This is a genomic window from Candidatus Pelagibacter sp. HIMB1709 (assembly GCF_052047635.1).
Taxonomy (GTDB): Bacteria; Pseudomonadota; Alphaproteobacteria; order Pelagibacterales; family Pelagibacteraceae; genus Pelagibacter.
Genome location: NZ_JBNAJW010000001.1, coordinates 930,097 through 943,183, shown reverse-complemented (window position 1 = coordinate 943,183; position 13,087 = coordinate 930,097). Strand labels below are relative to the sequence as shown.

Annotated in this window: 15 protein-coding genes and 1 tRNA gene; 11 read left to right on the top strand and 5 right to left on the bottom strand. The window is 26.0% G+C overall.

The annotated features are described in order from the left end of the window. The first annotated feature begins 2 nt into the window (after positions 1 to 2). The 6 genes from hisH to ACTTAR_RS05115 are packed head-to-tail and all read left to right on the top strand — an operon-like array spanning position 3 to position 3,238. Positions 3 to 629, top strand: coding sequence for an imidazole glycerol phosphate synthase subunit HisH (gene hisH / locus ACTTAR_RS05140; protein ID WP_440681401.1), 627 nt, complete (start codon positions 3 to 5; stop codon positions 627 to 629). Next, positions 629 to 1,354: a 1-(5-phosphoribosyl)-5-[(5-phosphoribosylamino)methylideneamino]imidazole-4-carboxamide isomerase gene (gene hisA / locus ACTTAR_RS05135; protein ID WP_440681402.1), complete on the top strand. Its 726-nt coding sequence runs from the start codon at positions 629 to 631 to the stop codon at positions 1,352 to 1,354. Before hisH ends, hisA begins: the two co-directional genes overlap by 1 nt. Next, positions 1,347 to 2,102, top strand: a complete 756-nt coding sequence (gene hisF, locus ACTTAR_RS05130) for an imidazole glycerol phosphate synthase subunit HisF (protein WP_440681403.1) — start codon at positions 1,347 to 1,349, stop codon at positions 2,100 to 2,102. The genes hisA and hisF overlap by 8 nt, the downstream gene beginning before the upstream one ends. Position 2,103: 1 nt before the next feature. Then, on the top strand, positions 2,104 to 2,376 hold the full coding sequence (gene hisE, locus ACTTAR_RS05125) for a phosphoribosyl-ATP diphosphatase (RefSeq protein WP_075506069.1): 273 nt from the start codon (positions 2,104 to 2,106) through the stop codon (positions 2,374 to 2,376). Beyond that, on the top strand, positions 2,373 to 2,738 hold the full coding sequence (locus ACTTAR_RS05120; RefSeq protein ID WP_440681406.1) for a histidine triad nucleotide-binding protein: 366 nt from the start codon (positions 2,373 to 2,375) through the stop codon (positions 2,736 to 2,738). The genes hisE and ACTTAR_RS05120 overlap by 4 nt, the downstream gene beginning before the upstream one ends. After that, positions 2,735 to 3,238, top strand: a complete 504-nt coding sequence (locus tag ACTTAR_RS05115) for a GNAT family N-acetyltransferase (RefSeq protein WP_440697883.1) — start codon at positions 2,735 to 2,737, stop codon at positions 3,236 to 3,238. Before ACTTAR_RS05120 ends, ACTTAR_RS05115 begins: the two co-directional genes overlap by 4 nt. On the opposite strand, the gene ACTTAR_RS05110 is transcribed toward ACTTAR_RS05115, so the two are convergent. Both ACTTAR_RS05110 and ACTTAR_RS05105 read right to left on the bottom strand, forming a co-directional pair. After that, positions 3,235 to 3,768 carry a LolA family protein gene (locus ACTTAR_RS05110; protein ID WP_440697882.1) on the bottom strand — a complete coding sequence of 178 codons (534 nt, stop codon included), beginning with the start codon at positions 3,766 to 3,768 and terminating at the stop codon, positions 3,235 to 3,237. The two genes, ACTTAR_RS05115 and ACTTAR_RS05110, sit on opposite strands and share 4 nt — an antisense overlap. An 11-nt stretch (positions 3,769 to 3,779) precedes the next feature. Beyond that, positions 3,780 to 5,864 (bottom strand): DNA translocase FtsK 4TM domain-containing protein, encoded by a 2,085-nt coding sequence (locus tag ACTTAR_RS05105; RefSeq protein WP_440697881.1) that lies wholly within the window; start codon positions 5,862 to 5,864, stop codon positions 3,780 to 3,782. A gap of 119 nt (positions 5,865 to 5,983) precedes the next feature. Here ACTTAR_RS05105 and ACTTAR_RS05100 point away from each other — a divergent pair, with 119 nt between their 5' ends. Beyond that, positions 5,984 to 7,003 carry a ubiquinone biosynthesis protein UbiB gene (locus ACTTAR_RS05100; RefSeq protein WP_440697880.1) on the top strand — a complete coding sequence of 340 codons (1,020 nt, stop codon included), beginning with the start codon at positions 5,984 to 5,986 and terminating at the stop codon, positions 7,001 to 7,003. Here ACTTAR_RS05100 and ACTTAR_RS05095 read toward each other — a convergent pair whose 3' ends face one another. Beyond that, on the bottom strand, positions 7,004 to 7,642 hold the full coding sequence (locus tag ACTTAR_RS05095; RefSeq protein WP_440681415.1) for an LON peptidase substrate-binding domain-containing protein: 639 nt from the start codon (positions 7,640 to 7,642) through the stop codon (positions 7,004 to 7,006). It abuts the gene before it with no gap. A 42-nt stretch (positions 7,643 to 7,684) separates the two neighbouring features. Between ACTTAR_RS05095 and ACTTAR_RS05090 the strand changes: the two genes are divergently transcribed. The 4 genes from ACTTAR_RS05090 to ACTTAR_RS05075 all read left to right on the top strand — a co-directional run bounded on the left by ACTTAR_RS05090 (position 7,685) and on the right by ACTTAR_RS05075 (position 9,936). Then, entirely contained in the window at positions 7,685 to 8,539 is an 855-nt protein-coding gene (locus ACTTAR_RS05090; RefSeq protein ID WP_440681417.1) for a sulfotransferase domain-containing protein, read from the top strand. Between the two features lie 55 nt (positions 8,540 to 8,594). Continuing rightward, positions 8,595 to 8,669, top strand: a tRNA-Gly gene (locus tag ACTTAR_RS05085). A gap of 182 nt (positions 8,670 to 8,851) precedes the next feature. Continuing rightward, positions 8,852 to 9,595: an FkbM family methyltransferase gene (locus ACTTAR_RS05080; RefSeq protein ID WP_440681425.1), complete on the top strand. Its 744-nt coding sequence runs from the start codon at positions 8,852 to 8,854 to the stop codon at positions 9,593 to 9,595. Then, positions 9,592 to 9,936, top strand: a complete 345-nt coding sequence (locus tag ACTTAR_RS05075) for a 4a-hydroxytetrahydrobiopterin dehydratase (protein ID WP_440681427.1) — start codon at positions 9,592 to 9,594, stop codon at positions 9,934 to 9,936. Before ACTTAR_RS05080 ends, ACTTAR_RS05075 begins: the two co-directional genes overlap by 4 nt. On the opposite strand, the gene purH is transcribed toward ACTTAR_RS05075, so the two are convergent. Together purH and ACTTAR_RS05065 are read right to left on the bottom strand one after the other, a co-directional pair. Further along, positions 9,926 to 11,461 (bottom strand): bifunctional phosphoribosylaminoimidazolecarboxamide formyltransferase/IMP cyclohydrolase, encoded by a 1,536-nt coding sequence (gene purH / locus ACTTAR_RS05070; protein ID WP_440681430.1) that lies wholly within the window; start codon positions 11,459 to 11,461, stop codon positions 9,926 to 9,928. The genes ACTTAR_RS05075 and purH overlap by 11 nt on opposite strands. Continuing rightward, positions 11,461 to 13,086 carry a heparinase II/III family protein gene (locus ACTTAR_RS05065; RefSeq protein WP_440697879.1) on the bottom strand — a complete coding sequence of 542 codons (1,626 nt, stop codon included), beginning with the start codon at positions 13,084 to 13,086 and terminating at the stop codon, positions 11,461 to 11,463. The genes purH and ACTTAR_RS05065 overlap by 1 nt, the downstream gene beginning before the upstream one ends. Position 13,087: the final 1 nt, after the last annotated feature.

Sequence of the window (13,087 nt, the reverse complement as noted above, 5' to 3'; positions counted from 1 at the left end):
TAATGAACGTCACGATTGTTGATTATAATTCGGGCAATATAAGCTCGGTAATAAACTCATTTAAGGAAGTTGCCAAAGATAAAGTAAACATCGAAGTAACTTCAGATTTAAACAAGATTAAATCTTCTGATAAATTAGTTTTGCCAGGGCAAGGTTCGTTTAAAAGTTGTGTTGATGCACTTAATAGTGTTAATGGTTTAGTAGAAGTATTAAACGAATTTGCAATAAATAATAATAAACCACTTCTGGGTATTTGTGTTGGCTTACAAATGTTTGCAGATATTGGTTATGAAGAAACAGAAACTAGAGGACTTGGTTGGATTTCAGGCAAGGTATCAAAAATAGATAATCAAAATGGAAAATACAAACTTCCACATATAGGCTGGAACCAAATAAATATTTTAAAGGATAGCAAGATCTTTAAAGATATAGAAAACAATTCACATATGTATTTTGTTCATAGTTATGAATTTATTCCAGAAGATAAAAATGTTATTTCTGCAATAACAGACTATTCATCAAATATTGTTTGTTCTGTAGAGAAAGAAAATATTTTTGGAACTCAGTTTCACCCAGAAAAAAGTGACAAGATTGGTCTTAAAATAATTGATAATTTTATAAACTTATAATGAAAATATTTCCAGCAATAGACATTAAGGATAAAAAGTGTGTGAGGTTAGTCAAAGGAGATTTTGATAATAAAACTGAATATGAAATGTCCCCAATAGAACAGGCTGGAAAATATAAAGATCATGGTTTTAAAAACTTACATCTAGTTGATTTAGACGGAGCTTTAACTGGTGAAACTGTTAATTTAGATATTATTCAACAAATAGTTACTAAATTTGATCTCAAAATTGAGATTGGTGGAGGTGTAAGAAATTTTGAAAGTATTCAAAAATATACTGACGCTGGTGTAGAAAAAGTTATTTTAGGAAGTGCTGCTATAAAAGATAAAAATTTTTTAAAACAAGCTTGTGAAAAATTTCAAAATAAAATTGCATTAGGTTTAGATGCCAAAGATGGCTATTTATCTGTTTCTGGTTGGAAAGAAAATTCTAATCAATTAACTTTGGATTATTTAAAAGAAGTGAAAGAATATGGAGCAAGTAGACTAATTTATACTGATATTAATAGAGATGGAATGAAGCAAGGTCCTAATTTTGAAGAAACAGTTAAGGTTGCTGATATATCGAATTGTCCAGTAATCATATCAGGTGGAGTTTCATCAATAGATGACATTAAAAAAGCCAAGGAATTAAATAATGAAAGTATTGAAGGGATTATAGTTGGAAAAGCGATTTATGATGGTGATATAAAATTAGAGGAGTTGGCTAAGGAACTAGATGCTTAAAAATAGAATAATACCTTGTTTAGACGTTAAAAATGGCCGTGTTGTAAAAGGAATTAACTTTGTTGATCTACAAGATGCAGGTGATCCAGTTGAACAAGCTAAAGTTTATTCTGATGGTGGCGCAGATGAAATTTGTTTTTTAGATATAACTGCATCAAATGAAAACAGAAATATTATTTATGATGTTGTAGAGAAAACTTCAAAAAAATGCTTTGTTCCATTAACAGTTGGGGGAGGCGTTAGAAGTGTTGATGATATAAATAAATTACTTAATTGTGGAGCAGATAAAGTTTCTATCAATACTGCAGCAGTTCAAAATTCAGAGGTAGTAGTAGCAAGTTCAAAAAAATTTGGTTCGCAGTGTATTGTGGTTGCTATTGATGCTAAAAAAAATACTGATAAATGGGAAATTTTTACTCACGGTGGAAGAAATAATACTGGAATTGATGCAATAGAATTCGCTAAAAAAATGGAAGACAGTGGGGCAGGCGAGTTACTAGTAACGTCAATGGATAGAGATGGCACTCAAGTGGGTTATGATATTGAGCTTATGTCTAAGATTTCTTCCAAGGTAAATATTCCTGTAATTGCATCTGGTGGTGTGGGTAATTTAGACCATTTAGTCGACGGAATTAAATTAGGAAATGCAAGCGCAGTCCTAGCAGCATCAATTTTTCATTATGGCAAACATTCTGTAATGGAAGCAAAGGAATATTTGGATTCAAAAGGAATACCTGTTAGAATTTGATATGCTTAACACATTAGAAAATCTAATCAAACTTGCAAGAGAAAGAAAAACCAATCCAGTTGAAGGTTCTTATACAAATAAATTACTTACAGACAAATCACTAAGCAAAGCAAAGGTTCTAGAAGAAATTGATGAGTTAATTGAAGCTATAGAGGAAAATACAAATAAAATTCATGAGGCTGCTGATGTATTTTATCATCTGCTAATGTATTTAGAAGCTAATGATGTGAAAATTGAAGAAGTAATGGAAGAATTAGAAAAAAGAAAAAAATGAGTTATGATAATAATAATATTTTTGCTAAAATTTTACGCGGAGAGATACCTTGTAATAAAATTTATGAGGATGATTATGTTTTGTCATTTCATGACATCAACCCACAAAAGAAAATTCATGCATTAGTAATTCCCAAGGGAAAATATATTGATCTAGATGATTTTAGCATGAATGCATCATCCGAAGAAATGGTAGGTCTTTTGAAGGCTATCAACATAGTTGCAAAAAAGCTTGGTATTTCAACAGAAGTAGGAAAAGGCTATAGAACACTAGCAAATATAAGCGAACATGGAGGTCAAGAGGTTCCTCATCTGCATTTTCATTTATTTGGTGGTGAAGTTGTTGGAAAAATGGTCGAGTGAGAGAAGAAGTTAAAAGAAACTATCTTGAAATAAACTCGCTTAAAGATTTACAAGAGAGCAAGCATCCTTCTGAAGATTATATAGTTAATTTAATTGAACCAACTGATTTTCAGCTAAATAAATTTTTTTATAAAAATATAGGTAAAAAGCATCATTGGATTGATAGATTAATATGGACAGAAGAGCAGTGGATCAAACATGTATCTAACAAAGATGTTAAAACATTTGTATTAAAAAATAAAAATGACTTAGCTGGTTTTTATGAATTAGTTATTCATAAAGAAAAAAAAGAAGTTGAAATAGCTTACTTTGGAATTTTGGAGGAATATCAAAATAAAAAATTAGGATCATTTTTGTTATCAGATGCAATTAAAAAATCATTTCGAGAAAATGTAGATAGAGTTTGGTTACATACTTGCTCTTTAGATCATAAAAATGCCCTTAACAATTATTTAGCAAGAGGTATGAAAATATTTAAATCAGAAATTGTTAGAATTTAATTTTGAGAAGGTGTGTTAAATATTTTTTCGTTAACTGCTTGATTTGATTTAACTGAATAAAGTAGTGTTACAGCAGTATTTTGATAAATATCCTTAGTTTGCCAGCCAATTAAATTATGATGATTTATATCAAAAAAAATCTCTATTAATTGACCATTTTCTTTTATTGTAAATTTTACAAGTGAATTATTAATTATCTCTTCATTTAAGTTAGATATTTTTTTTAATAAGAAATTTTTATCTAAAATAAAATTTAATGGCGTTTTATCCAATGGATATCTATAATAACTTGAAGTAGATTTTATAATTAAAGATTTTCCATTTGAAACTATAACTTTATTTTCTTTTTCATAAGCACAAAACATTTTTTTTGGATATTGAATTGTGCAGTTTCCAAATTCAATTTTTCCATTTATATTTTGCTCAAAATCAAAATTTAAATTTAAAGTATCTTTTAATTTATTAATTATTTGATCTTTATTATTTGCATTTACTTCACTAGATAAACTAATAAGAAAAATTAAGAGCACTATCCTTAGCATCAAAGAACGTCTCTTTTACCCACATGATTTGCTTTGCTAACAATTCCATCAGCTTCCATCATATCAATTATTCGTGCAGCTCTGTTGTAGCCAATTTGAAGTTTTCTTTGTAAAAATGAGGTAGAGGCTTTTCCTTCAGATCTAATTATTTCAACGGCTTGTTGATATAATTCATCTTTATCTCCTTGATCTGTATTTGATCCTAACTCTTTTTCGTCTGCGAAATTCAAGATTTCGTCAATATAGTCTGGTTCTGCTTGTGATCTTAAAAAATTGTTAATTTTTTCTATTTCATTATCAGAAACAAATGGAGCATGAATTCTTACTATTCGGTTAGCAGACGACATATAAAGCATGTCTCCTTTTCCTAACAGTTGTTCTGCCCCTTGTTCGCCTAAAATTGTTCTGCTATCTATTTTTGAGGTTACTTGAAATGAAATTCTAGTTGGAAAATTTGCTTTAATTGTTCCTGTAATTACATCTACACTTGGTCTTTGTGTTGCCATGATAATATGAATACCAGCTGCTCTAGCCATCTGAGATAGTTTTTGAATATAATTTTCAATCTCTTTCCCAGCAACAAGCATCAAATCAGACATTTCATCAACTACTACAACTATGTAAGGCATTGGAAGATTGTGCTTAGCATTATAGCCATCAATATTTCTAACACCTTCCTTTGTCATAAGCCTGTATCTACTCTCCATTTCTTTTACTACCCAACCAAGTACAGAAGCAGCTTTTTTTGCCTCTGTAATTACAGGACAGAGCAAATGTGGTATTCCCTCATATGTAGATAGTTCAAGCATTTTTGGATCAATTAAAATGAACTTACATTTCTCTGGAGTATGTCGATAAAGAAGAGATAAAATTATTGTGTTGATACAAACAGATTTACCCGACCCCGTTGTACCAGCAATTAGAAGGTGGGGCATCGAAGCGAGATCTCCTACGATAGGTTTTCCAGAAATATTTTTACCAAGAGCGATTGGTAATTTTATCTCTTTTTTCTTAAAATCAGAATTGTTTAAAATTTCATTTAAATATACGTTTTCTCTCAAATCATTTGGTAGCTCTATTCCAACTGTGTTACTACCAGGAATAGTAGAAATCCTTGCAGATTCTGAGCTAGTATTTCGAGCTATATCATCAGACAAGTTAATTATTTTAGATACTTTTACCCCAGCTGCTGGTTCAAATTCATTAAGAGTTACAACTGGCCCATGACTAACCTTTTGAATTTCTCCTTTAACTCCAAAATCTAAAAGTATTTTTTCTAAAAATTTTGGGTCATTTGTCTGATTTTTATCTAAACCCAACCTTTCTTTTTTGGAAGGGGCTTTTAGTAGATCAATTTTAGGCAATTGAAATTTATTTTTTTTATTAATTTGAGCTTCAGCTTTAATAAATGGTAAATCTTCTTGAATAAGATTTTTTATTTCTTCTTGTGGTATATACTCGCTTATAAGCTCACTTTTATCAGTATAAGACTTACTTTTTGATTTAGAGAAAATTTTAATAATTTTTTTTATAAAACTATAAAATTTTAAAGGGTGAAAATTTATACTCAATAAAAATAAAATTATAATAAATGTAATTAACAAATAATAAAAAATTGTTTGATGGTAAAGAATAATTGAGTTTAGAAATGTTTGATTTAAGTAGTTTCCTATAAAGCCTCCATTACCATTTATGTGGAGAGTAAAAGCATTAGAATAAAAATGACTTAAAAAAAGGGTTCCAAATATTGAGTATAATATTGCTGTAAAAGTATTTTCGATTATTAAAAAAATTTCTTTGAGACGAAATATATTTATTCCAGTTACTATATAGGTGAAAGATATTAAATAAGATATCAAGCCAAAAGATTGTAAAAAGAAATCCGAAATAAAACTTCCTTGGAAACCTAATAAGTTTTTTATTTCTACATTCCTAGGAAATATAAAATTTGGATCTTCAGGAGAATAGGAAAAAAGAGATATTAATAAAATAATACCTATTATGAAAATTATGATACCAAAAATTTCTGCCAATCGCCTGAAAGTAAAATTAATTAATGAATTAGCTGTTTTTTTAATATCCATTTATACAAATCAATTATATCACTTTGTATCATCTAATTTTTGTTGTTAAAATTAAAAATAATATGAGAGTTTGTATACTGGGGGCTGGTCTAACATGTTTAACTTTAGCAAAAGCTTTAGTGAATCAGAATATATATGTTGAAATCTTTAGTGATAAAAAAAAGGAAATTATAGATCAGTCTAGAACTATTGGAATTACAAAAAGTAATGTTGAGTATTTCAATAATAATATAGTTAATATTGAAAGAATTCTTTGGAAAATAAAAAAAATTGAAATTTTTTCTGAAAAAAAAAATAAAGAAAAATTGTTAAAATTTGAAAATAATAATGAACAACTTTTTTCAATTGTTAAAAATTATAATTTAAAAAAAATATTAGAAAAAAGTTTAATTAAAAATAAATTTTTTAAACAAAATTATAAAAAAAAATTTTCATATAACTATAATAATTATGATCTTATAATAAATTTGGATTTTTCTAATTTAATTACAAAAAAATTTTTTAATAAAAAAATAATAAAAAAATATGAAAGTTATGCATTTACAGGAATATTAAAACATGAAAAAATTAACAATAGAATAGCACGTCAAATTTTTACAAAAATTGGCCCACTTGCTTTTCTTCCAATTTCAGAAAGAGAAACTTCAATTGTTTATTCAATTAAAAATTCTAAAAATTTTAATAATGATAATTTTATAGAGTTAATAAAACATCATAACTTTATATATAACGTTAAGGAAATAAAACAAATCTTCAGTTTTGAATTATACTCGATTAATTTAAGATCCTATTATTATAAAAATATTCTAGCTTTTGGTGAATTGACTCACAAAATCCATCCTTTAGCAGGTCAGGGTTTTAATATGACTGTGAGAGATATAAAAAATTTAATAGAAATAATAAAAACTCGAAAAGAATTAGGATTACCATTAAATTCTTCTGTTAATCAAGAGTTTCAAAAAAATGTAAGACATAGAAATTTTATTTTTTCAAGTGGGATTGATATAATTTATGAGCTTTTTAATTTTGATGGAAAACTAAAAAATCATTTATTTATAAATTCATTAAAGTACCTGAGTAAAAAAGACTCAATAAATAAAATATTTAAAAAAATTGCAGATAAGGGTTTAATTTATTAGTTACTGAAGAGTATTATTTTCATAAATATCATGAGAATAAGTTTTTAATATCTCAGAAATTTTATTTTTTCTGATATCTATATTTTGTGCCTCTAGTAAAATTTGTTTTTCTTCTAATGTAAATGGAGATGCCATAGATAACGCGTTAATTATTTCATTAAGGCTCTGTTTTTCTAGAGCTTTCCAGTTAATAATAAATCCTTTTTTCTCAAATAGAGATTTTAAATCTCTGAAGATTAATTCTAAATCTGAAAATTTAAGATTTTCTTTTTTATTTTCTAGGTCCTCTAAATATTTTTCATAATTTACCTCTAAAATTCTATATTTATTTTGGGTTTCCAATTCTTTTATTGATTTGAATCTTGCAATACCTTTTAATTCAATTAAATACCGGCCGTCATCTGTTTCTCTAAAACTTGTAATTTTACCTGCACAACCAACATTGTATAATTCTGGTTTCTCATTTTGAAATCTTGATGATTTTGGTTGTATCATTCCAATAATTTTATTTGATTTCATACTATCGTTAATCATATCTAAGTAACGTGGTTCAAAAATATTTAATGGAACAGTAGTTTGTGGAAAAATAATAAAATTACTCAGTGGGAATACAGGTATATTTTTTGGCAAATCACTCATATTTTATATAAATTTATATTATTTAACTATATTGTTTACTCAATGATTTTTTGGATTGCCTCTTATCCTAAGAGTGGAAATACATGGCTTAGAGCTCTTTTGTGTTCTTATTATTTTACTCATGATGGAGTATTTAAGAAAAATACTATTAGATATATTGATCAATTCCCAGAAAAACATCATTTTCGAGAATTTTTATATGATAAAAAAAATCAAGTGGCTACAACTTATCTTTGGATTAAAGCCCAAGAAAAAATAAATAAAGATAAAAAAATTAAATTTTTCAAAACACACAATGCATTTAGTGAAATAAATAAAAATCCATTCACTGATGAAAAAAACTCAATTGGATGTATTTATATTATAAGAGATCCAAGAAATGTAATTACTTCTCTTAAAAATCATTATGAATTAAATTATGAACAAGCTTATAATTGGATGTTAAATGAGAGAAATTATATATATGATGTTCATAATTTTGAAAAAAATGGGTATAGTGATTTTCAATTTATAAGTTCCTGGAGCACTAATTATAAATCTTGGAAATTTCAAAAAAAAATACCAATTAAAATTGTTAAATATGAGGATCTCTTAAATGAAACTTTTTTTGTTTTTAGAGAAATAATACAATTTATTAATACAACTATTAATAACAAAGAAAAAATTAATAAAGAAAAGCTAAAAAATTCAGTACAATCTACAGCATTTGATAAACTAAAAAATTTCGAAAAAAAAAATGGATTTTCTGAGGCAGTTATATCAAAAAAAACCCAATCCAAGATTCCCTTTTTTTATCTTGGACCTCATAATGATTGGAATAAGATTTTATCAGAAAAATTAAAAAAAAAGCTCACATATAGTTTTGAAAAAAACTTAAAAGAACTTTCTTATATTTAGATTTTCTTATTGCTTGCATTTATAAAAACCGCTATCTATAATGTTTTTTTAACAAGCGGGCATAGCTCAGTGGTAGAGCGTCTCGTTGCCAACGAGAAGGTCGAGGGTTCGACCCCCTTTGCCCGCTCCAAAATGATGAATAATTTTCTCACTAGTGTTTTTCAGAAATACATTGAAAATAAAGATATAAGGAATTTTAAAGCTAATTTTTTTTATTATTTTTTTTTTAGGATTCTTCGAAAGTTTTTAAATAAGGACATAAAAGTAAAAATATATAATTTTCTTTTATTTTGTAGTTATAAAAAAAATAAAATGTCTTATTCGATTATACGTAAGTGTGATTTTGAGGATCTAAAAGAATTAAACTTAATAAAAAATATTTCTGAAAAAAAATCAACATTAATTTTTGATTGCGGTAGTAATTTTGGTTTCTACTCGCTTTATTTAGCTTCATTAAATGAAAGTAACAAAGCAATTGCATTAGAAGCATCTCCCAATACATTTAAAGAATTACAAAAAAATATTAAATTAAATAATTTTGAAAATATCACACCATATAATTTAGCTATTACAGATAAAGATAATGAAAAAATATCATTTTTTGAAAGTTTAAATGATTGGGAAAGTTCTTTAGTAGAAAGTAATTTTACAAACAAAAAAAAAATTAACATAAGCTCAATAACCCTTGATACTTTGGGTAAAAATTTAGATATAGAAAATTATCATTTGGTAATAAAATTAGACGTTGAGGGATTTGAAATGCAAGTTTTAGATGGTGCAAAAAATTTGTTAAGAAATTATTCTCCATTAATTATTTTAGAATTTTCAGTATTTATTCAAAAAAATGAAAAATTTAATTATTCTTATCTTAGTAATTTTTTACTTGAATCTGATTATTTAATTTATGATACTAACTATAATCAAACTAGTTTGGAACAAGTTCTAGAAGAAATTAAAAATTTGCCCACCAATATGTATGGTGTTGGAAATAAATTTCTTATTAAGAAAGGTTCAAATATAGAAAAAATTATTAAAAATCTAGAAAACTTATTATGAGCGATTTATTAAAAAAAAAATGTTTACCTTGTGAAGGTGGAGTAATTCCTTTTGATATCTCAGAAATCCATAGATATCAAAAAAAAGTAGATGGTTGGGATATTACTGAAGATAATAATAAAACATTTTTTTTATTTAAAAAATTTAAATTTGAAAATTTTTTAAAAAGTCAAAACTTTGTTAATGAGGTTGGTAAAATTTCTGAGGAAGAAGGTCATCATCCAGATATATCTTTTGGTTGGGGTTATGCAGAGATAAAAATTACAACTCATGCCATAAAAGGCCTTTCAGAAAATGATTTCATTTTAGCAGCTAAAATAGATAGAATTTCTAATGTCTAAAATGTCTGGTTTTTGAAAAAACTAGAATAGTTTCAGTTTCGTTTGCAAACTTAATAATTTCTTTATCTCTAATAGATCCAGAAGGCTGAATAACTGCCCTAACACCAGATTGCACTAACTTTTCTATACCATCTACAAATGGGAAAAAAGCATCTGAGGCTGCAACTAAATCATTATTAAATAAATTAAATTTTTTCATTTTATTAATTGCTATTTCACAACTATCTAGTCTACTTGGTTGACCTGAACCAATGCCAACAGTTGATTCTTTTGACACAAGAACAATTGCATTTGATTTTACATATCTGCATACATTGAATGCAAAAATAAGATTTTTAAGTTGTTTGGAAGTTGGTTTTTTTTTAGAGACAATTTGGAAATCTTTATTTCTAAATATTTTAAAGTCTTCTGATTGTACTAACATAGATTCATTTGATGAAGTAAATTTAGTAATTTCTTTTAGAGAATAATTTTTTGCATCAATCAAACGAAGATTTTTTTTACTTTTTAATATTTTCAGTGCATCTTTATCAAAACCATTACTAATTATTACTTCTAGAAATAATTTTTTTAATTCTAAAGCTAAATTTTTTTTTATTTTAAAGTTACAGGAAACAATCCCTCCAAAGGCACTAACAGGATCACAGTTAAGCGCAGAATTATAACTTTCTACTTGATCAGCTTTGATTGAAACACCACAAGGGTTAGCATGTTTAACAATAACCGTCCCTTTATTTTTTGGTAACGATTTTGATATAGTTAAAGCAGCAAATATATCGTTATAATTGTTATAACTAAGTTGTTTGCCATGAATTTGTTTTAAATTAGTAGTTAAATTTTTTGAATAAAAACCACTAAATTGATGAGGATTTTCCCCATATCTTAGTTTTTCAATTAAATTTCCATAAAAAACCTTTTTATTAGGTAAATGTATATTTGATTTTTTATTTAAATAATTTGAAATCACAGAGTCGTAATAAGCAGTTTCTGTAAATGCTTTTCTTGATAACTCTTCTCTAAATTCTAACGAAGTTGATCCTTTGTATTTGTTCAATTCATCAATCAGTTCCTGGTATTGATCAGCAGAAGTAATAACTGTTACATCATTATAATTTTTTGCGGCGGATCTAACCATTGTAGGACCACCCACATCAATATTTTCAATTATTTTTTGATGATTATTAGTTTTTTCTAAAGTTTTTTCAAAAGGATAAAAATTTACAATAACAAGATCAATATTTTCAAAATTATTATTTTTTAGATCTTTTAGGTGTGTTTTATTATTTCTTTTATTTAAAATACCTGCATGTATTTTTGGATGTAGAGTTTTAACTCTGCCCCCTAAAATTTCTGGAGAATTTGTAAAATCAGATACTTCTAAGCAATTAAATTTTAGCTTTTTAATTTCTTTATATGTTCCACCAGAACTAATAATTTTAATATTGTATTTTTTTAAAATATTTAATATCGGTTTTAAATTATTTTTATCTGAGACAGAAATAAGAGCTGTTTTTATTTTTTTCATTATATTTTACTTATTTCCCATTTAATTATTTGTTTATTTTCATTATTCATACCTGAAATAAATATGTTTTGATTTTCTTGGTATGAATTTTTATTACCGAAATATAAACCATTATCAATATTAATATCATAATTATCACAACTAAATTTCCAGCCTTCCTCTTCTAATTCTATTAGTATGAATTTGTTATTTTGTGTTTTCATAACTTTTGAGTTAGGGTGTAAGTGAAATCTGATATCAAACTTAATTTTTTTATCTGGGCTTTTTCTTAATACCTTATCATATCCAATGAATTTTAATTGCTCAGGATAGAATTCTATTTCCCTTTCATGATTTAGGCCAAATTTATTTAAATAACCATCATGGCTAGATGAAATTTTCCAATAATTTTTTTCAAAAACAACATTTTTTTTTGAAACTTTAATATTTTTTTCTACAAAAAAATCTGAATTGAATTTAATAAAATCACATGATGAATAATCTTCAATTATAAGAGCGCTCTGTAGGGCAGTATTTTTTGATAATTTGTTAAGTTTATTTTTATTATTTGGAAAATATCCAGAATTAGAAATTAATTTTTTATTATTCGAAAAAACTTCAAAAGAAAGTGCTCCTGCCTGGTAATTTTTAGAGTGTGTTTTAATTGGGCTTGAACCAATATCTGAAGCTAAAATAATTTTTTTATTTTTTAGAATTACGTATCCACCTAATTCATTAATTTGATTTTTAAAAGTATAGCCAAATCGTTTTAAATATTGATCAAATTCATCATTATTAGACAAAAAATTTCCATTAAAAAAAACATCTTGTTTAATATTTTGCCATATAAATGCATAACAAGAGCCTAAATAATATATTGTTTCATCAATATACTCAGGAATTGCATTTTGAGACTCTTTAAACCATTCTCTAATAATTATGAAGTATTTTAAATAAAAAACTAGGTGTTGAATATTTCTAGATTTAGGAAACCCCTGTTTATCTAAGGAGTGTTTTATAATCCCTTTAAGTGAACTTAATCCATTATCTAAATAAGATTTTTCATTTTTGTAGGTTAAACCAACTAAAATTATTGCAGCACAACCAACTATTTTTTCTTCATCCTCTGTTATATTTTTTATTTCATTTAGTAAATGATTGGCTTGTTTTTGAACCATGTGATTGAATAATAATCTATATTGTTCATCACCATCTTCATAAGTTAATTGATGATTTGATAACCACGCAATTATTCTTTTCGCAGTAATATTAAATTCCCAGCTATTTTTGTTATAATTCTGGTTATTATTTATCCAATTAGAAATTACTGATTGGGTAGTTTTTTTCGAAGATTTTAAGTCCAAACTAAAAAACCAAAAAAAATTATTAAGTTTATTAAAATCTTTAATACTTACTTTGCTTTTCCAAATAGATTCAACAGTAAAATCTTCTATTTTATATTTTTTTGTTTGATATTTAATTATTGATGAGAGTAGATGAGGACTTGGCTTATACACAAAATTATTATCATAAGTTTTTGATATTTTTTTTTCGTAAAAATTTGAATTTTGATAAATTTTTTTGAAGACTTTTCTAAGTCTATAAAATAACTCGTTAGAAAGAACTAAGGATTTCTGGTTTAGCATT